The organism is Cyclobacterium sp. SOCE241 (assembly GCF_056867545.1).
Genome location: NZ_CP149779.1, coordinates 723,998 through 744,298, shown reverse-complemented (window position 1 = coordinate 744,298; position 20,301 = coordinate 723,998). Strand labels below are relative to the sequence as shown.

Sequence of the window (20,301 nt, the reverse complement as noted above, 5' to 3'; positions counted from 1 at the left end):
TCATCAATTGGGTGGGTAATGCCGAAAGAATTACTTTATACCGGTTATTTTGATTATGATGTTATCCGTAAAAGATCATTTTATAAAATGTCATAACCACTATATTTATAGGGCATTAAAAAAATTTTAATAAATTAAAAATAACATAATTTTTTAATAGGTATTTTCTAAATTTAGTTGTTGATATGGGTTCAGCTTTAAGTAAGTATAATTTTTAACAAACATTTTAATATTGAATATTTTTACCAAAATTTTACCTAAGCAGTTTAAAAGTACTTTCATGCGCTTACTTTCTGGACTGGTATTATCTTTAGTACTTACCTATCAAATTTTTGAATCAAAAGGCGAGATATTCACCCTATTCGCACCCATTACTATATCTGACCAAGTGGAAACCCAAGTGCTTTATAATGGAGACCTGGAAATTACTCTTGACATGCTTACTATAGATTATTCAGGTGATAAATCTAATTTGAGCCTAGCAATCCTTTCCGGTACCGGATATTCATTTTCGGGTCAAACCATTGATCCGGAGGTAATATATGATGATAGTTGGGACCCAAAAGGGAAAGAAATAACGGTCAATATTCAGGTTTCTGACGGTGTAGATGTAAGCGAAACTTATCCTTTCAAAGTACTTGTTATCCCTCCTATTTTACCCCTGTCCTATTTTGAAAATAGTTGCCAAGGCACCATAGCTTTATCCGTAAGTGCCTATAAGCCGGACCAAAGACATGAAGAATCTTTCCCTTTTACCTTTAATCTGATTGATGAATCAGATAATATTCTCTCTACTGTTACAGTGGACAATACCGCTCCCTTTCAAAGTTCAGCCTCTGTTACCTTTGGCTTAGACAATGAATTGGACCGAGAAGCCCAATATAAAATTGAGGCCATAGACAATATGGGCAGAGAATATTATAGAAATGCCGGTCCGGTTGGACAGGCTTATTCATTGGATTTTGAACTAAACTTTGCTGGTTTTCTATGCCCTGATGATGATACCGGAGTCGTTGAATTTATTATTTTCAATGCAGCCCTTCCGGTAAACAATTTTGTGATTATAGATGAAGATGGTAATGAAACGCCCACTGCTTTTGATTTGGTTTCAGACGATGATGGCTTCGCCGTTATCCAGGTCCAAAATTTAGAAGTAGGAACTTATACCTTAGAAATCGAAGACAGGTTTCAATGTAATGGGCGTGAAAGTTTTACAATTGTTATTCCGGAACCAATAGAAATGGACGAATCCGTTGAGCATCTTGCCTGCTATGGCGAGGCCAATGGAGAAATAAGTTTACTTATTAGCGGAGGTTGGTCCCAACCTTTTACAGAAAACCCTCGAGAAGAATGGATCAAATACGGTGTCACCTGGTTTAACGAAAACAGTGAAGAAGTTGAAGGCGACATCAGCACTTTTGTAACTGTAGATGGTGAAATCATTGGCATGGAAAGCAAACTACAAAACTTACCTGCCGGTGATTATTATGCTACCATTACAGACAGGGGAAGGTTATTTGATATTGCTGGAGCCGATCCTCTTGTGTGCGAAAAATCTACCCCATGGATAACAGTCGAAGGTCCGGATGCCTTGGTCCTCTCTGAAACCATCCAAAATATTACTTGTAATGGTTCCAATGATGGGGAAATAACCATCAATCCTTCCGGTGGGGTTCCGGGCTATACCATTGCTTGGTATACCGGTAATTTTGACGATTTAAATGCCCCTAATACAGATGATCTGGATATCTTACCACCAAGTACAAATGATGATGTTTTTACGAGACAAGAATTAGCTCCGGGAGCCTATGCCGTATTGTTAACGGATGAAAACGGATGTATTTTAGCAAAAACTTCTCATTAACTGAACCTGATCCTCTGACTTTAACTGAACTTGATGAGCTGAGACAAAATGTTAGGTGTTTTGGAGAAGAAACCGGTATTATTGCCATAGAATTGTTTGAAAACACTCCTACTCCATTTTCCATTGAAGTTTTTCATGATGATGAATTAAGAGAAGTATTTGGCCCTGTAACTACCCCAACTTCGGACACTTTGTTTTTTAGAGACCTGCCAGGCGGTACCTACGATTTCAAAATTGAAAATAGCCAGGGATGTAATTTTCTCTTAGAGGATATTGTGGTAGATGAGCCAGCTACAGGATTGATGATTCAAAATACTACTGTTTCAGATTTCAATGGGTTTCAAATATCTTGTGCAGGTGCTGCTGATGGTAGCATTGGCTTAGACATTACCGGAGGAGTTGGAGAGTTAGATTATTTCTGGACAGGTCCTAATGGTTTTGAAGCGACTAGTAAGGATATAAACAACCTTGAACCGGGGGAATATCAATTTATTGTTACCGATGAAAACGTATGTACAGCGAGGATTGAAAGCATAATTATAGAAGAACCTGCCCCTTTGACACTAAATGAAATCATTCCGGAAAGCAATGGATTCAATATTAGTTGCTTTGGTGCAGCCGATGCCAGTATAAATCCTAACCCATCAGGAGGAACCGGTAATTATACATATGTTTGGTCAGGTCCGGATGGTTTCACTTCTGAAGAAAGTAGCTTAACCAACCTAGAAGCAGGATCCTATACTTTAGCTATATCTGATGAAAACGGCTGTTTGATAGACGCAAATTATGAAATCACCGAGCCAAATGAATTAATTGTAACTGAAGACCTCGATGCCCGTATTCCGGTAACATGTTTTGGAGAGAAAAATGGAGAATTTACCATTTCTTTTGACCAACAATCTCTTCCACCCTATACCATAACCTTAAAGCTGATGAACGAAAGTTCAACTTTACAGCAGGTTACTAATTTTACTGAAGATAACTATTCTTTTAAAGGTCTGGAAGGGGGACTTTATTTTGTGGAAATTGAAGATGCGAATGGCTGCATTCGACTGGTAGAAAACATTCTAGTTGACCAACCTGAGACTGGCTTACAATTAACTGATATTCAAATCACCGATTATAATGGATACGAAATTTCATGTGCAGGAGAAAGTGATGGATCAATTTCATTTGTTGTCACAGGAAACCAGGGACAAATTGACTACAGTTGGGTTGGACCAAATGGTTTTGCCTCTACTGAAGATAATTTGCAGGGATTAGAAGCCGGTACTTATGAGTTGCTTCTTGCGGATGAATCAGGTTGTACCCTAAGTAGATCTTTTGAAATAGAAGAACCAAATCCATTGGTGCTATTAGACGAAGTTTCAGATTACAATGGCTTTGGCGTTCAATGTAATGGAGGAAATGAAGGATATATCTATCTTGATATTTCAGGTGGCACCGGAAGTTCTACAATTAGTTGGACAGGACCGGATGGCTTTGTCTCTTCAGATGAGCGCCTAGAAAATATTTATTCAGGAACTTATAACCTTACCATAACAGACCTTAATGGTTGCGAAATTGTCAAAACCTATACCCTCACCGAACCTCAAGGTTTGGAAATAGCGGAACTACCTGATGAAAAAGTAAATGTTTCCTGCTTTGGTCAATTTACCGGAATGGTGGCAGCCACCATCACAAGAAGCTCAGCGGGACCTTATCAATATACTTTATTTGATGAGAATGATGAAATGGTCAGTGTTTCTCCACCTACCTCTGAATCAATCTGGTATTTTAATAATCTCGCAGCAGGTATTTATTCTTTTACAGTAAGCGACATTAATAATTGCCTGCAAGAAATAGAAAATATAGAAATTACGCAACCAGCAACAGGTTTACAAATCGAAGAAGTAGAAGTTTCAAATTACACAGGTTTTAATATTTCCTGCTTTGGTGCGGACAATGGTTGGATTAATGTGAGTACTACAGGAGGTTCAGGCAATTATGTTTATGAATGGACTGGACCAGATGGATTTACAGGAGACAAACCTAACATTGAAAACCTAAAACCCGGCGCTTATCAACTTACAATTATAGACCAAAACGGATGTGAAGTAGTTACTGATATCATTAATATCAATGAGCCTGACCCTTTACAGAGCAATCCAAATGTGTCTTTCCATAATGGTTATGAAATCACCTGCCATGAAGCTGATAATGGGAGCATTTCTTTGACGCCTTCCGGTGGGGCAGGAAGTTATATGGTGACTTGGACAGGACCGGATGGATTTACTTCCAATAATGAACATATCACAAACCTTTCACCGGGAAATTATGAGGCAGTTATTTCAGATGAAAATGGATGCGAAATAACAGAACAATATTCCATCTCAGAACCTGAGGCTTTATCACTTCAAGTTATTGAAACAATTAATGTATTGTGTTTTGGAGAAGCTACCGGAAGCATTACAATATTGGTAGAAGGAGGAATTGCTGACACATATACCTATGAATGGACCAGAAATGGCCTACCAATCTCTGCTAATAGTCCGAAAATTGATGGATTATTAGCTGGTGAATATTCGGTAAAAGTTATAGATGCAAATGACTGTCAGATAAGCCAATCGAATATTATAATTTCACAACCGGATGAAGCACTGGAAGTAAACATGATGCAAACAGAAGTGTCCTGTTACAATGCAAATGATGCCAATCTTTCTATAGACATTCAAGGAGGTGTGGAACCTTATCAAATAAGTTGGAATATAGGTTCAACTCAGAGCGCTTTTGAAGGCATTGGGCCGGGATTTTACCAAGTAACCGTAACTGATGCCAATGGCTGTACAGTGGTAAAAGAGACTACTATTGCTGAGGTGCCTGTATTTGAAATTGATCCGGTTGTTAACCCAATCTCCTGTTTTGGCGAAATGGATGGTAGCATATTATTGAATTTAAATGGAGGCCTTGCACCTGTAAAAGCAACTTGGGCTCACGGTCCTGAACAGTCTTCATTGTACAACCTAGGTCCAGGCGTATACAGTGTGTATTTGGAGGATGCTAAAGGTTGTACCATTGAAAGAACTTTCAATCTGCTGGAACCCGATTTACTAATGGCTATAGGACAAGTAGAAGATGCCTTGGATTGTGAAAATGGTGAAAGTGGTGCTATTAACCTTACAGTCTCTGGCGGAAGACCACCCTATAATTATTCTTGGAGCAATGGAGAAATTACACCTTCCATTTTTAACCTTACCAATGGAAATTACTCAGTAGAAGTCACTGACCAGTCGGGTTGTTATGTAACACAAACTTTTGAAGTTAAAAGACCTGACCCAATTGAAATAAATTTAGCCAGTACAACCACAACGCAGTGTGAACCCAGAGAAATATTGGAAACAATTGACCTAAATATAGATGGAGGCGTGGCCCCATATAACATCGTCTGGAGCAGTGGTGAAATTTCCAATAATGGATACCGCATGCAAACCACCAGTCCTGGAAATTATGAGGTTACCATCACTGATGGCAATGGTTGTATTCAGACCCGTAGCTTTGAAGTAGAAAACAATGTGGTCTTGGCAAAAGGAGACTATTTGTCTTCTTCCTTTGGTCAATATGGAGAAAATTTAGCCAATTTTGAAGTACAATTTATCAATAATAGTAGTGGGAATATTAGCAGTTATTATTGGGATTATGGTGATGGAAACAATAGCTTGGAGGAAAACCCTATACATAGTTATCAAGTTCCCGGAACCTACACAATCACTTTAATGGTAACTGATTTTTGGGGTTGCGAAACTTACGATACTTTTGAAATAATAATCACTGATTACTTCCTTGAAACCCCCAATGTCTTTACTCCCAACGGAGATGGAGTTAATGACACCTACTTTCCTAAGTTTGTACATGTAGATTATATTGTCTTTACTGTAATGAATAAATGGGGAGAGATATTGTATTATTCTGAAGACCCATATGATACTGGCTGGGATGGCACCTATCGTGGACAAAAAGCAAGTCCGGGAAATTATGTATACAAGTTAAATTACACCACTGCAGATGGAAGAGATTTCAGCGAAACCGGTGCGTTTATGCTTTTAGAATGAGAAAGACAAAGATCATATTGCTCCTTATTGCCTGTATCGTTTTCTGCTCGAAAAACCTAAGAGCGCAAGATTTTCAATTTACCCAATTTTATGCTGCTCCCCTAAACTTGAGTCCTGCTTTTGCAGGAGCCATGGAAGTAACGCGCATAGGAATCAATTATAGAAAACAATGGCCCGGATTGGGGTATGATTTCAATGCCTATGGGCTTTATTTCGATACGTATATCGATGAAACCAATGTGGGCTTTGGCTTTTCAGCTTCTCAATTTTCAGAAAGCTTACTTAATATTCAATCAACAGATTTAGCAGGTTACCTCTCTTATAAACTCCTCTTAAACCACCAAAGCTTCCTACGATTTGGGGGTCAGTTAGGGCTGGTCAATAGAAGTCTTACTTTACAGGAAATGGTTTTTGGAGATCAGATAGATTTATTGAACCGTACTGTCAACCCTTCCACTATAGATCTTTTACCCGGAGAGGATAGCAAATGGTATCCGGACATTTCTTTTGGCGCATTGCTTCAGGCACCGGATTTTTGGTTTGGTATGAGCAGCAGTCACCTCTCTCGTCCCAATATAGGTTTTCTGGAAGATGGCATAGGAAACAACCTCCCAATTAAATGGGGAGTTCATGGAGGATATGTCAAAAATTTAGATAGAAGACTTTTTAAAACCGGTGAAATGCGAAAAGTATTTTCTGTGTCATTCAATTACAAAAGACAAGGAACCTTCCAACAAATTGAAGTCATTCCCCAAATACAGGTTGAAAATTTCATTGGTGGCCTAGGCTTCCGGAACATCACAAGATTTAATGAACTACCGGACCAAAACTCCATCAATGCCGTATTGGGATTTAGCCTTTTAAATGGTATTACAATGGCCTATAGTTATGATTATATGCTGAATAAATTTAGCAACCCTGCACACGTTTCTCATGAAGTTTCGATTTATTTTACAGACCTTTTAAAGAAGCGATTTATGCAAACCATCCTCCCCTGTCCTCCAAGTAATGCAGATTGGAGGTACTAAGGAGAATTCAACACTGCCCAAGAAAAAAAGATCTACTACTTGATAACAAGAAATTACTTGGCATTGATCTTCAATAAAAGGTAGTATTTTCCCATAATTGAAATGATCTTTTTCAATGTTGCCTTACAAATAAGCAAAACGACCTGTTTCGTTTAATCGACAATACTTTAACAATAAACATACCCAAAAATGACTTCGAAAATGAGAAAATTGGTAAACTATTGCTTAGCCTTTGTGCTTTCCTCCATGCTAAGCATTCTACCTGTACTGGCACAACAAACCTCAACTAATAAATCCAAAGGAGAAGATTTAAAAACCCGGGTAGAGGCAGCTATAAAAAAAGGAGTTTCCTTCTTTCACACTGTCAACACAGAGGGCGGTTATGTGTACTTTGTAACTCCCGACTTGACGAAAAAATGGGGAGAAATACCTCTCGACAACCATACGATAGAAGTTCAGCCTCCCGGTACACCCGCTGTAGGACAGGCCTTTTTAAGCGCTTATAAATATACAGGAGATCAAAAAGCCCTTGAATTTGCAACAGAGGCTGCCCATGCATTAATTCGAGGACAAAATAAATATGGAGGCTGGAACCATACCATCAACTTTAAAAATCTGGATATGGAAAAAGTAAGTTTTGATGATGACCAAACCCAGTCAGCCATTAGCTTTTTAATGGCTATAGATCAGGAGGTTAATGATAAACTAATCCAAAAAGCCACTCAAAGGGCATTGAAAATGATGGTTACGACCCAACTGAGTAATGGTGGATGGCCTCACAAATATCCGGAACAAGGAAATTATCATGATTACGCTACTTTTAATGACGGAGGAATCAACGATTGTATACGTGTCATGATAGAAGCTTTTCAATTTTATCCTGAAGATGAAGCCATTGAAAAAAGCTTGAGGAAAGCAGCAAGATTTATGAATATCTCTCAACTCCCTCCTCCTCAACCCGGCTGGGCGCAACAATACAATGAATTTTTACAGCCTGCTTGGGCACGAACCTTTGAACCTCCGGCTGTTTGCCCGGCAGTAACAGTAAACAATATCAATACCTTAATTGATTTATACCTTGCGCTAGGCCAAAAAACTATTTTAGAGCCGATCCCAGATGCCCTAAGGTGGTTGCGCGAAATAAAAATGGAAAATGGAATGTGGGCAAGGTTTGTAGAACTTGGCACAGGCAAGCCACTTTATTACGACAGACCTAGGATTCGAGTAGAAAGATTAGAAGACCTTCACCCTGAGCGACGAACCGGTTATGGATACCAGTCCGATTTGCAAGCAAGACTTGAAGCAAGCACTGCACGCTACGAAAAGGCAATAGGTTTGACAGCGGAAGCATTGATAAAAGAAGGCTTACAAACCAAAGAAGAAGTTGCAAAACGATTGGAAGAAATTAGCCCGCAAGTAATTCAAATCATTAATGAACAAGAAAATACCGGTGCTTGGATTACAAAAAATGACACCTTCAAAAAAAGAATGCCAGATGGGGTGAGATGGAATGGTCAACATTTAACCATGGATAGGATTAGCAGTGAAGTTTTCAATAAAAACATAAGCCTTTTGACCACTTATATTGATCTTAATAATCAACTCAATAAATTTGATTAATATTTAAATATTGGTATAAATTGGGACTGTCTAATGCTAAAAAGAAAATTGATTTAGAGAAAGAAGCTTTAATTGAAGATAAATCACAATAAATGAATAAAAAAACGCTTGGAATAGGAATAGTTGGAGCTCGATATGGAGCCCGAATGCATCATGCAAATTACATGAGCTTAACACCGGGACTGGTTGAAATCAGGGGTATTTGTGCCTTAACTGAGGAGAGTGCGAAAACATTTGCCGAAGATATAGGTGTGTCCTTTGTAACAACTGATTTGGATGAATTACTAGCCAGGGAAGACGTTGATGTGATTGATATTTGTACTCCACCAGCCTCCCACCATGAAATTGCCATAAAAGCAGCTGAGGCAGGTAAGCACATTATCATGGAGAAACCTCTTACAGGATATTTTGGAGAACCTGGAGATGCTGAACCAATTGGGTTTCATGTGCCTCGTGCGAAGATGAGAGCCGGAGCCATTCAAAATGCTGAGGCAGTTAGAGAAGCTGTAAGGGCAAATAAGGTTCTTTTTTGTTATGCTGAAAACTGGGTCTACGCCCCACCAATTGTAAAAATGCGTAACCTAATAGCTGCCTCAAAAGGCTCAGTTCTTGAATTAAGAGCAGAAGAAAATCATTCCGGATCAAATTCCTTCTTTTCAAAAGAATGGAAATACATGGGTGGAGGTGCCTTGCTCAGAATGGGAGCTCATGCGGTTGGGGCATGTCTTTACCTCAAGCAATGGGAAGGGCAGCATCGCAGAGGAAAAAGTATTTTGCCGGTATCAGTAATGGCGGATACTGCCGACCTAATTCATACAGAAGCCTCAGAATATGCTAAAAAGGCCAATGCCCATCAATGGATTAGCTCTGATCCGGTAGATGTTGAAGACTGGGCAAATGTGGTAATCAAGTTTGATGATGGGTCAAGGGCCACAGTGTTGGTTAGCGATGTTGGTTTAGGTGGACTCAACACACGAGTTACTGCCTATATGACGGATGGTGTCGTCAAGGCCAATATGACTGCCAATAATGTAATTGAAACTTATGCAGTAGATCCTGAAACTTTTGCAGGTGAAAATTTTACGGAAAAATTAGAGACCAAAGCAGGGTGGAATCGCCCCAGTTGTGATGAAGACTGGTTTCGTGGATTCTCAAGAGAGATTGAGGATTTTGTTCATTCAATACATGAGTCACGCGAACCCCTATCGGGAATAGATTTGGCAGTGGATGTTGTGCATGTGATTTATGCTGCTTACCAATCTGCCGAAGAAGGCAGGGTAATCCAATTATCCACTAAGTAATTGCAAAACAAAAATACTTTCCGGAAAGAAAGAGACCTTTTTTGCTTTGATTTATTGCCAGCATTGTTACTAATAACCTAACAATGCTGGCAAAATATTTTTATACCAATCAACACCAAGTAGTTATTACGAAAGCCGCAAAACGGTTTCATTTTTAAACCCGAAATATGAAATAGTCAACTTATGAGGTGCTGAAAACGATTCAAAATCCACCACTTCGTTGCTGCTTTCAATTTCACCATAGAGGTGCTATGTTAAAATCTCCAAACAGCTTACTCCAATTAAAATTAATTTAAAAATTGGTTTTTAACCGTTTGATTCTTAACAAAAATTAACCTTTTCTTAACATTCACGACCAAGGGATATATTTTTTTATCCCGTCTACAAATACATATCGTCACCCTTTGGCCGGGTTGGCCAGTTTGTAATATCTAAACCAATAGAATGCTTATGAAAAAGTTATGGATGAACACCACAATCCTGGGATTGTTAATTTTCAGTGCCTGTAATGAGGAAGTAGAGGAGGTAATGAACGAAGAACTAGAAGAGACTACTGATACTGAAACCCTCTTTTTAGTTGCTGATCAACAAAACAATGCTGCCCATATAATTACCTATGATGGGGAAGAGCTCTTTAATTGGGATTTTAATAGCGCATTAGGTAATGACATCAATCTTCTTTCTGATGGAAGTTTATTGGTTTGTCTTAAAGCAGATAATGCTGCCATTACCTATGGAGGTTATGGAGGTGTATTTCGAAAAATCAACGCCGATCAATCAGTGGCTTGGGAAATTTCCTATTCGACAGAGGATTATACTGCTCACCATGATGTAGAATACCTGTCCAATGGAAACATAATATTTCCGGTTTGGCAAGAGTTGAGTCAAGCTGAGGCAGCAGAAGAAGGATTTGGAGGTAATTATAGATTAAATCCGGAATCCATTATAGAAATGAATCCAATTACCCAAGAAATTGTTTGGGAATGGCATGCGATGGATCATATTATTCAAGATGAAGATCCCTCAAAGTCCAACTATGGAAGTGTTGCGGATAATCCCAATAAAATTGATATTAATTATAATTACCGCACCAGAGACAATGGTGACATCATGCATATCAACGGACTTACTTTAGACGAAGAAAATGACTTACTTTATTTAACCGTCAATAATTACAGTGAAGTTTGGGTTTTGGATCACAGTACCACCACTGAAGAGGCAAAAACAAATTCCGGAGGTAATTATGGCTTGGGAGGAGACCTGGTTTACCGCTTTGGCAACCCTGAAACTTATGACAATATAGGAGATGCAACCTTAAGCAATGTGCACTACCCAAACCTTTTGGAAACAGGCAATATGTTGGTTTATGCCAACAGTGTTTATGGCAATCAGTCAGAGGTGGTAGAATATGACTTGAACCCACCCTACAGCCTAGTGGCAGGTCAAAACAATGAACCGGATGTAGTTTGGACATTTACTGATAATGACCTTTATTCATCAGGAATTTCGAGTGCGGTTAGAATGGACAATGGAAATACTCTAATCACAGAAGGTAGAGAAGGAACTTTATGGGAAGTAACTGACGCCGGAGAAATAGAGTGGCTCTACAAAACAAATTATTCTACAATTTGGAGGACTTATGTTTTCTATAAAGATGATCCTGCTATCTCCGCTTTAGGCCTCTAAAGAGTATTATATCATAATTTGAAGGTAAATAAATATTAAATTCGATTATTAAAGTTTCTTTCAGTCTCAATGGGTGACAATTCCCGTTGAGACTGATTCATTTTAACAATGAGGGAGCATACCTTTAAAAATCTGAATAAGCTTTTCGGAGACCATTAATTTCTTCAAAAATAGAAATTTTTCCAATTCATTATTTAAATCATTCCTGTGCTTACTTTGTGAAACCCAAAAAGAAAAACACCAACCTAATCATCAATCTTGATTTACTATTACCACCGATTTGGAGGTATTCAAGCCTAAAAAAGTTATGCAATAGCCCCTCTTAAACATAATTTTTTATTAGAATCGGGAAAAATCACATTTCAATAAAAGCTAAACATTTATTAAATAATCTTTATTAGAGATACTTTTGGTCCAATAAATGAGGAGTATAATTCAAAGCTATTATTTTTGTCAAAATTTGTATTTTATGAAAAGAAAATATTCCATAGCCGTAGTGCAACTTAACCTTAATGACAGCCCTGCAAATAATTTATCCAAGTGCAAAGATTGGGTAGAAAAAGCTGCAAATAAAGGCGCTGAAGTAATTTGTCTTCCAGAATTATACAGTAGCCATTATTTTTGTCAAAGTGAGGATGTAGATAATTTTGAATTTGCGGAACCTTTATATAGCACCTCATTTACAGCCTTTAGTGAGTTAGCAAAAAAATTAGGAGTGGTAATAATCGTTCCCTTCTTCGAAAAAAGAATGGCAGGAATTTATCACAACAGTGCATATATTATTGATGCGGATGGATCTGAAGCAGGACTTTACAGGAAAATGCATATTCCTGATGACCCACATTTTTATGAGAAATTTTACTTTACCCCCGGAGATTTAGGTTTCAAAACAATTCCAACACAAAAAGGTAAAATTGGGACTTTAATATGTTGGGATCAATGGTATCCCGAGGCCGCTCGATTGACAGCCTTACAAGGTGCTGAAATACTGTTTTACCCAACAGCTATTGGCTGGCATCCTTCCGAAAAAGCCGCATATGGGGTCAATCAACATGGCGCTTGGATGAATGTAATGAAAGGCCATGCTGTTGCCAATGGAACTTATGTTGCCGCAGCCAATAGAATAGGCTTGGAAAAATACCTTCCCGGGACCGATGGCATTGAATTCTGGGGTGCATCATTTATAGCGGGACCACAGGGAGAAATATTGGCTCAAGCTTCACATGATCAAGAAGAAATTCTGATCGCAGATGTTGACTTAGACTTGCAGGAAAATGTTCGACAAAATTGGCCCTTCTTCAGAGATAGGAGAATTGATTTTTATGGTGAAATTACCCAAAGAGCAATAGACAAAAAATAGAATGATTGAAAGCCGAAGGTTTCCTGCAGAGTGGGAAAAACAAAAAGGAATTTTATTATGCTTTCCTCATAATGGAAATGATTGGCCCGGAAAATACCAAGCGATACAGTGGGCTTTTGTGGAATACATCAAAAAAATCACACAGTATGAAACAGTATACCTTTTGGTTGCCAATTCAAACTTGAAAAACAAGGTTTTTGAAATGCTGGAAAAAGCCGATGTAGCCACAAACAAAGTCGTCTTTATTCAACAAAAAACCAATAGGAGTTGGATGCGTGACTCAGGTCCAATCATTGTGGAATCTACAGAAGGAAAATGTGAAGCCATTAATTTTAATTTTAATGGCTGGGCAAAATACCCTAACCATCAACTAGACAAACAGGTGCCATCAACTGTGGCCCAAGCATTGGGGATTCCTTTAACCAAGGCAACCTACAAAGGCAAGCCGGTTGTTTTAGAAGGTGGAGCCATCGATGTTAATGGTAAAGGTACGCTTTTGACTACGGAAGAATGCTTGTTACACCCCACCATTCAGGTTAGAAATCCGGGTTTTACCAAAGCAGATTATGAATCTGTATTTGCTGAATACCTTGGGATAACAAATGTAATATGGCTAGGTGAGGGAATTCAGGGTGATGACACGCATGGACATGTTGATGACCTTTGTAGATTTGTAAGTCCGGACACCATTGTCACAGTTGTGGAAAACAATAAATCAGATGCAAATTTCCTACCGCTGCAAGAAAACCTTAAACGGTTAAAAGCTGCGAAATTAGAAAATGGCAAATCACCAAATATCATAGAATTGCCGATGCCAAAAAATTGATATTTGATGGTATAAGAATACCACCCAGTTATGCAAATTTCCTAATTATCAATGGGGCTGTTTTGGTACCCACGTTTAATGACCCTAATGATAGGATTGCCTTAAACACTTTAGCTAATTGCTTTCCTGATAAAGACATTATAGGTATTGGAGCTATTGATCTAATTTGGGGTTTTGGGACCTTACATTGCTTAAGTCAACAAATTTATTAAACCTAAAAAATACAATAGCCAATCAATGGGTGCTGAAGGCGATTCAAAATCAGCCAATGTCTGACAGTTTTCTATTCACCCTAAAATAAATTGTTTTAGCTAAGGGAAAAGGTAGCTTGGAACCATTCTTTAAGTTTCAAATATCTTTTTCCTATGGTTTATACCCCACAGTTGTAACTCCCTAATCACTTTTTTAATGTCTTGGAATATTCAGTTGGCTTGTATTCTGTACGAACAGGAAACCCATTGATTACTGTTCTTGTAATCAATTGATTAACTTCCATATCTTTTAATTCTTTTGATAGTACTTTTGTACTTAAATTTGGAATACTACGCTCTATTTCCCTAAAATGTTCATTACCTTCCCAAACAGAAATAAGGATCAAAATTTTCCATTTCCCCCTATTATATCCAGTGTATCCCTCACAGGCATCAATGCAGACATGCACTCCTTGTGTTCCATTTTTTTCATGATCTCGACCATTATTCATCCTAAATACTGGTTACCTTTAGGTAACTGATAACTATTTGTAATCAAAATTAATTAATTTTACATTCATTAATATCAAAACAATAGAAAAATGAAAAATAAAATCCTTACCGTATTATGTATCCTCTTTGGCCTGATGATGATTAACGCAGGTTTGAATAAATTCCTTAATTACATGCCTATGCCGGAAATGTCTGAAGAAATGGCGGAAATAATGGGAGCCTATGCGACAATTGGGTGGATTTTCCCTTTAGTCGCTATTGTGGAAATTATTGGTGGATTATTAATAGCCATACCTAAAACAAGGGCATTAGGAGCAATAGTAATTCTTCCGGTTATGGTTGGAATTCTTGTACATCATTTGGTCCTTGATCCTTCAACACTAGGTATGGCTTTCGTTCTTTTGGCAATAAATCTTTGGGCAATTATCGCCAATATTAAAAAATACTTGCCACTAATTAAAGAGTCTTAGTATTTTTAATTATACATGGTAATTATCAATCCTTACCATGGAAAATGTTGGTTTTAAAATAACCCAAACTTATCATCAACCTCCAAAGTCTCTGCGAATTAAGCAACTTTGGAGGTTTTTTTATTGAGATTTCACCAACTCAAAAAGAATATAAATTTCGAGATATTGGTGAGTCGGTAGAGTAAAATTGGTCTAATCAATACTTGTTTATAAAGAACTATTGTGCCAATCTAAAACTTAATTTACCAATTTTAGTTTATAGACTATGGCTTTATTGCAATTCACAGAAAAAGGTATTTTTTGCGAAAAGGCAAATGTGTACATAGACCCTTGGAAACCGGTGGACTATGCCATCATTACCCATGCGCATGCCGACCACTCACGTTGGGGGAATAGGTTTTACCTCTGTCAACATCTATCCAAACCAATTATTCAACACCGTTTAGGCTCGGATATTCACATTGAATCCATGGAATACCAAGAGCAAAGAAAAATTAATGGAGTATCTTTTCGTTTTTATCCTGCCGGCCATATTATTGGTTCTGCTCAAGTACGCGTGGAATACAAGGGTGAGGTTTGGGTTGCTTCGGGTGATTATAAATTGGAAGATGACGGTTTTTCAAGTCCATTTGAACCCATAAAGTGTAATACATTCATTACTGAATGCACATTTGGTTTACCAGTATTTCAATGGCAAGATCAAAAAGAGGTATTCAATGAAATTAACCAATGGTGGAAAAAAACCAAGAAGAAGGTAAAGTTACATTTCTTACCGGGTATGCATTAGGAAAAGCACAGCGGTTGATTCAAGGAATAGATCCATCCATCGGGAAAATCTTTACTCATGGTGCCATCGAGAAAACCAATGAAATCATTAGAAACATGGGAATAAAGTTGAATCCAACAACTTATGTAAACCCTGAAATAAATAAGTCTGCTTATCGAGGTGCTTTAGTAATTGCTCCCCCATCTGCCTTAGGTACTTCTTGGCAGAAAAAATTTCAACCTTTTGAAGTTGGTAATGCCTCCGGTTGGATGAAATTGAGGGGAACTAGAAGAAGAAGATCTTTAGACAGAGGTTTCGTTTTATCAGATCATGCAGATTGGGATGGTTTGAATTCCGCAATAAAGGCTACAGGATGTGAAAAGGTAATTGTAACACATGGGTACACCAATATATTTAGTAAATGGTTAAATGATCAGGGAATAGCAACACAAATTGAAGCTACTGAATTTGAGGGAGAAATAATGGCAGAAACAGATAAAACCGAAGCTGAATGAAAAATTTTGTCCGATTGTTTATCCAACTTGACCAAACCACCAAAACACTAAAAAAGGTAGCTGCTTTGGTGGAATATTTTGACAATGCGGAGGAAAGCGATAAACTCTGGACAATTGCCATACTAAGTCATAAAAGACCTAAAAGAATGGTAAGAACTTCCCTACTAAGGTCTTGGGCAGCCTCAGCTGCCAATGTCCCCCTTTGGTTATTTGAAGAATCATATCACATTGTGGGAGATTTAGCAGAGACCATGGCTTTGATGCACCCAAACCTAATAAGTAAACATAATAAGAGCCTCAGTGAATGGATATCCTTTATAATCGACCTTAAAAATCTAGAAGATGACCAAACAATTGAATCAGCTAACCTAGAAACAAAAAGACAAAAAGTACTTTGGGCATGGGATCAGCTTGATGAGACCGAACGCTTTGTTTTTAACAAGTTAATGACCGGAAGTTGGCGGGTAGGTGTCTCCCAAAAATTAATGACCAGAGCATTGGCTCAGCACAGTGGTATTGATGAAAACACCCTTTCCCATCGATTGATGGGTAATTGGAGTGCTGAAACAAGCTCTTATCATCAGTTAATCATTGAAACAGATCCTGCGGACAAAATATCGCAACCTTACCCGTTTTATCTGGCTTATGGATTGGAAAATGAGATTCATGAATTGGGAAAACCAAAGGATTGGCTGGCTGAAAGAAAATGGGATGGTATTAGAGGGCAATTGATAATTCGAGAAAACCAGTTATTTCTTTGGTCAAGGGGAGAAGAATAATTACGGACAAATTCCCTGAATTTGAAATACTTATAGAGAAACTTCCTAACGGAACCGTCATTGATGGAGAAATCATTGCTTATCAACTCGACCAACCACTGGGATTTAATGTATTACAAAGCCGTATAGGCCGAAAAAATGTTAGTAAAAGCATATTAGATAAAGCTCCGGTAGTAATGATTGCCTATGATCTTTTAGAGCTCAACGGTAAAGATATTAGGGAATCTCCTTTACATTATAGGCGACAAGAATTGGAAAAGTTGGTAAAGCAAGGGGCATCAGAAAAATTACTTATATCTGAAGTGGTCCAATTTAATGAATGGGAAGATTTAATAAAAGAAAGAGCCGATTCAAGAATTTACCATGCAGAAGGTTTAATGCTCAAAAGTAAATTCGGCACATATAAAGTAGGAAGAAAAAAGGTGATTGGTGGAAATGGAAAATTGATCCACTAACTATAGATGCTGTTCTTCTATATGCCATGAGAGGCCATGGAAGAAGGGCAAATTTATATACGGATTACACATTTGCAGTTTGGAAAGGCAATGAACTTGTACCTTTTGCCAAAGCCTACTCAGGGTTAACAGACAAAGAAATTAATGAGGTGGATGCATTTGTCAAACGGAATACGATAGAGCGGTTTGGGCCTGTAAGAAGTGTTAAACCGGCCTTGGTGTTTGAAATTGCATTTGAGGGAATAGCCAGGTCTTCCCGCCATAAATCAGGTGTAGCCTTACGTTTTCCAAGGATGCATAGATGGAGAAAAGACAAACCCGTTCATGAGGCCAATACTTTGGAAGATTTGGAACTACTATTGAACTTGTATGGATAAGCAAAACTCCATTATAAGAGCTGGTATTATTCTAAACTAAATATAGACAAATTGTGCGGTCTTTCTGAAATACAAGGTCTTGATTGGAATCAAAAGATACAATTATGGTTCATTGAAATAAAACTTATTATAATTAGATGAATTAGCAAATCCTTGAAAAAAGCAAAATAAGGAAATTGATCCTTTAAAAGGGTTACATATGCTTACGGTAATTTGTCATACCAATTCCCATTTGGCATGATATTTATTCTAACTGGTAGAAAAAATGGTCAATAATTTTAACATACTTGATTCTGTACCTGATTCAATGGCTGTTATTAATCGCAGGGGACAAATTATTTTCACTAATAAAGCATGGAGCAACTTTTCTGTTGAAAATAGTGGAGACCTTTCCCGTACAGGAGTCAATACCAATTATTTATCTACCTGCGAAAGTGTTAAAGGAGAGGAAACTAGAATGGCAATGGAGGCCAAAAAAGGCATTCAGCAGGTTATCAATAGGAAGGTTGAAAAATTTGAATTAGAATACCCTTGCCATTCTCCCACAGAAAAAAGGTGGTTTATTCTACGGGTAACACAAGTACTGGAAAACCCCGACTTAACCTTAATGGCCCATATCAATATTACCAACAGAAAAATGGCAGAGTTGGAAATTGAAAAAAATTACAAGCAGTCTCTAATTCTTAATGAACGGCTTCACACAACTTTACAGAAAATTGTCCATGACATTCAAAACCCATTGGCTTCAATAATGGGGCTAATTAATTTATCAAAATCAGAAAACGATAAGGAAAGTGTCAACGAATATTTGGATCTCATAGGAAAAGGAAGTGCAAACCTAAGGTCCTTTGTCAAAGAAACCCTAAAGCATATTGCTTCAATAGGTGATGTAAAAGCCATCGACATGGAACAAATCGTAACCAAATATTTAGATACCATACCCCATCTTCTTAACCAAAATGGCATTGAGATAAAGTTAGACATACAACAAGACGGAGATTTTTATAGCAACGAAAATGAGCTTCAATCCATCTTTTCCAATTTGGTAAGCAATGCCATCAAATATTCAGACCCCTTAAAAACAAATAAATTTATTGCATTGCATTTTAAATCCGATGAAAATAAAGGGGTTTTACAGGTTGCCGACAATGGGCTAGGAATAAAAAAGAGGACATCCCTAAGCTAATGAAGCGCAATTATCAGGTTAACCGAAAATCAAGTGAAGGTGTAGGGTTAGGTTTATTTTTGGTTCAGAAATCGATTAGAAACCTAGAAGGCTTTATTAAAATAAATTCTGATATAGGAGTTGGTACCACGTTCACCGTTGAAATTCCAAACAAAATCAAACTTCAAAGTTAAAGTAAAAAAGCGTCACTTATCTTATCAAAGTGACGCTTTTTGAAGAATTGCCAGATTAACCGGCTGGGAAATATTTTGGTACCAATCGCTTGATTTTATCCAATGTTTCAGAAACTGATAATTCGCTCATTCCTCCGGAGGCATTCATATGCCCACCACCATTAAAATTTTCTGCTGCCATAATATTTACCGGATTTTCCTGCCCTTTAGAGCGGAAAGAAATCTTCATAATACCATCTCTTTCCGTGAACACAATGGCCGCTTTCATACCCTTGATAGTCAAGGCTTGATTTGCCAGGCTGTCGGTATCTCCCTTTTGAAAATTGTATTTGGCTAATTCTTCTTTTGATAAAGAAATTATGGCCACCTTATTTTCTTCCATAACTTCCAATTTTTCACACATTGCATATCCTTGCAAACGCAAACGACTTTCGGTATTGTTATCGCTTAACATTTCATGGATCAAATGATGCTCAACACCGGATGCTAATAACTTGGCTAAGATTTCATGTGTACGTGGACTTGTTGAAGGAAAACGGAAGCTACCTGTATCCGTGAGAATCCCCAAGTAGAGTGGTGTTCCGATTTTCTTATCAAGCAATGCGCTATTTCCAGATTGTTCAATTAATTCCACGATTAACTCGGCTGTTGAAGAAACTGTAGTTTCTGAAACTAATATATCAGGAAAATCTTCAGGATCAAGGTGATGGTCAATCATTATCCTTTTGCATTTTAGTCCTTCCAACAAGACTTGCATGTCATGACCTACTCTGTTGGTTCCGTTATAATCCAGACAGAAAACCAAGTCAGCCTTAGAAAAAGCCTCAGTTATGGCTTCTGATTCATCCGTCATTGTTAAAAATGCTGAAGTATCTAACCAATCCAAAAACCCAGGAGCAGGATCCGGGTGGCATATTGTCGCATTTTTCCCCAATTTTTCTATAAAATATAGCAAACCCAAAGAACTTCCTACAGAATCACCATCCGGCGATTTATGAGAGGTGATAATTATATTTGAAGCAGCTTTAATTTCTGCCACTATTTGTTCGTATTTATTCATATATATTGTATTCAATTTTTTACGTTGATAAAGTCTAATAGCA

Annotated in this window: 15 protein-coding genes and 2 pseudogenes; 15 read left to right on the top strand and 2 right to left on the bottom strand. The window is 37.7% G+C overall.

The features are described 5' to 3' along the window. Window positions 1-280: 280 nt before the first annotated feature. The 8 genes and pseudogenes from WG932_RS03560 (at window position 281) to WG932_RS03525 (ending at window position 13,985) form a co-directional block, all read left to right on the top strand. Window positions 281-1,864, top strand: coding sequence for a SprB repeat-containing protein (locus WG932_RS03560; protein ID WP_483086980.1), 1,584 nt, complete (start codon window positions 281-283; stop codon window positions 1,862-1,864). Continuing rightward, window positions 1,837-5,952, top strand: coding sequence for a PKD domain-containing protein (locus tag WG932_RS03555; protein ID WP_483086979.1), 4,116 nt, complete (start codon window positions 1,837-1,839; stop codon window positions 5,950-5,952). Before WG932_RS03560 ends, WG932_RS03555 begins: the two co-directional genes overlap by 28 nt. Next, window positions 5,949-6,980, top strand: a complete 1,032-nt coding sequence (locus tag WG932_RS03550; RefSeq protein WP_014022023.1) for a PorP/SprF family type IX secretion system membrane protein — start codon at window positions 5,949-5,951, stop codon at window positions 6,978-6,980. Before WG932_RS03555 ends, WG932_RS03550 begins: the two co-directional genes overlap by 4 nt. Window positions 6,981-7,181: 201 nt before the next feature. Next, window positions 7,182-8,600, top strand: a complete 1,419-nt coding sequence (locus WG932_RS03545; protein ID WP_483086978.1) for a pectate lyase — start codon at window positions 7,182-7,184, stop codon at window positions 8,598-8,600. A gap of 92 nt (window positions 8,601-8,692) precedes the next feature. Then, window positions 8,693-9,901: a Gfo/Idh/MocA family protein gene (locus tag WG932_RS03540; protein ID WP_149392263.1), complete on the top strand. Its 1,209-nt coding sequence runs from the start codon at window positions 8,693-8,695 to the stop codon at window positions 9,899-9,901. Between the two features lie 465 nt (window positions 9,902-10,366). Further along, entirely contained in the window at window positions 10,367-11,587 is a 1,221-nt protein-coding gene (locus WG932_RS03535) for an aryl-sulfate sulfotransferase (protein WP_483086977.1), read from the top strand. A 469-nt stretch (window positions 11,588-12,056) separates the two neighbouring features. Further along, window positions 12,057-12,947, top strand: a complete 891-nt coding sequence (locus tag WG932_RS03530) for a carbon-nitrogen hydrolase (RefSeq protein ID WP_149392265.1) — start codon at window positions 12,057-12,059, stop codon at window positions 12,945-12,947. Between the two features lies 1 nt (window position 12,948). Then, window positions 12,949-13,985: pseudogene (locus tag WG932_RS03525) on the top strand (agmatine deiminase family protein). 185 nt (window positions 13,986-14,170) lie between these two features. Here WG932_RS03525 and WG932_RS03520 read toward each other — a convergent pair. After that, the gene (locus WG932_RS03520) at window positions 14,171-14,476 is read right to left on the bottom strand and encodes a winged helix-turn-helix transcriptional regulator (RefSeq protein ID WP_483086976.1); all 306 of its coding nucleotides are present in this window, start codon (window positions 14,474-14,476) and stop codon (window positions 14,171-14,173) included. A 90-nt stretch (window positions 14,477-14,566) separates the two neighbouring features. Here WG932_RS03520 and WG932_RS03515 point away from each other — a divergent pair, with 90 nt between their 5' ends. From WG932_RS03515 to WG932_RS03485, 7 genes and pseudogenes are all read left to right on the top strand, one after another. Further along, complete coding sequence (locus tag WG932_RS03515; protein ID WP_014022016.1) at window positions 14,567-14,947, top strand: DoxX family protein; 381 nt, start codon at window positions 14,567-14,569, stop codon at window positions 14,945-14,947. 265 nt (window positions 14,948-15,212) lie between these two features. After that, entirely contained in the window at window positions 15,213-15,734 is a 522-nt protein-coding gene (locus tag WG932_RS03510) for an MBL fold metallo-hydrolase (RefSeq protein WP_483086975.1), read from the top strand. Beyond that, window positions 15,677-16,228, top strand: a complete 552-nt coding sequence (locus tag WG932_RS03505) for a hypothetical protein (protein ID WP_483086974.1) — start codon at window positions 15,677-15,679, stop codon at window positions 16,226-16,228. Before WG932_RS03510 ends, WG932_RS03505 begins: the two co-directional genes overlap by 58 nt. After that, the gene (locus WG932_RS03500; protein WP_483086973.1) at window positions 16,225-17,007 is read left to right on the top strand and encodes a DNA ligase-like domain-containing protein; all 783 of its coding nucleotides are present in this window, start codon (window positions 16,225-16,227) and stop codon (window positions 17,005-17,007) included. Before WG932_RS03505 ends, WG932_RS03500 begins: the two co-directional genes overlap by 4 nt. After that, entirely contained in the window at window positions 16,986-17,462 is a 477-nt protein-coding gene (locus WG932_RS03495) for an ATP-dependent DNA ligase (protein ID WP_483086972.1), read from the top strand. Before WG932_RS03500 ends, WG932_RS03495 begins: the two co-directional genes overlap by 22 nt. Window positions 17,463-17,488: 26 nt before the next feature. Beyond that, window positions 17,489-17,839 carry an ATP dependent DNA ligase gene (locus tag WG932_RS03490; RefSeq protein WP_483086971.1) on the top strand — a complete coding sequence of 117 codons (351 nt, stop codon included), beginning with the start codon at window positions 17,489-17,491 and terminating at the stop codon, window positions 17,837-17,839. A gap of 265 nt (window positions 17,840-18,104) precedes the next feature. Then, window positions 18,105-19,198 (top strand): annotated as a pseudogene (locus WG932_RS03485) (PAS domain-containing sensor histidine kinase). Window positions 19,199-19,253: 55 nt separating this feature from the next. Here the strand turns inward: WG932_RS03485 and WG932_RS03480 are convergent. Next, window positions 19,254-20,258 carry a DHH family phosphoesterase gene (locus WG932_RS03480; RefSeq protein WP_483086970.1) on the bottom strand — a complete coding sequence of 335 codons (1,005 nt, stop codon included), beginning with the start codon at window positions 20,256-20,258 and terminating at the stop codon, window positions 19,254-19,256. Window positions 20,259-20,301: the final 43 nt, after the last annotated feature.